The sequence below is a fragment of the Peribacillus sp. SIMBA_075 genome (assembly GCF_046534585.1).
The window spans coordinates 1-264 of record NZ_JAWRYN010000826.1; the positions used below are offsets into that span (position 1 = coordinate 1).

Below are 264 nucleotides of genomic sequence, written 5' to 3' on the forward strand. Positions count from 1 at the left end.
GGCGGGACTCCGCATGCCGCGAACGATAGGACCAGCGGTATCCATCGTCGGCACACTCGTTATCGGTCAAGCGGCTGTAAATGCAGGGATCATTTCAGCAGCGATGGTCATTGTTGTGTCGATCACAGCCATTGCCAGTTTTGTTTTCCCATCGTACAGCTTGGCTAATTCCATTCGGATGCTACGATTTCCCTTTATTGTCCTTGCAGCTACTTTTGGGGTGTTTGGAATTATTGTCGGGGTTATCGCACTGGTCCTTCACAT

General features: G+C 50.4%; 1 protein-coding gene. It reads left to right on the forward strand.

Going from position 1 to position 264, the window contains the following annotated elements:
- Nucleotides 1-264, forward strand: a 264-nt coding sequence (locus SB775_RS30535; RefSeq protein WP_410865010.1) for a spore germination protein, incomplete at both ends; no start/stop codon positions are given.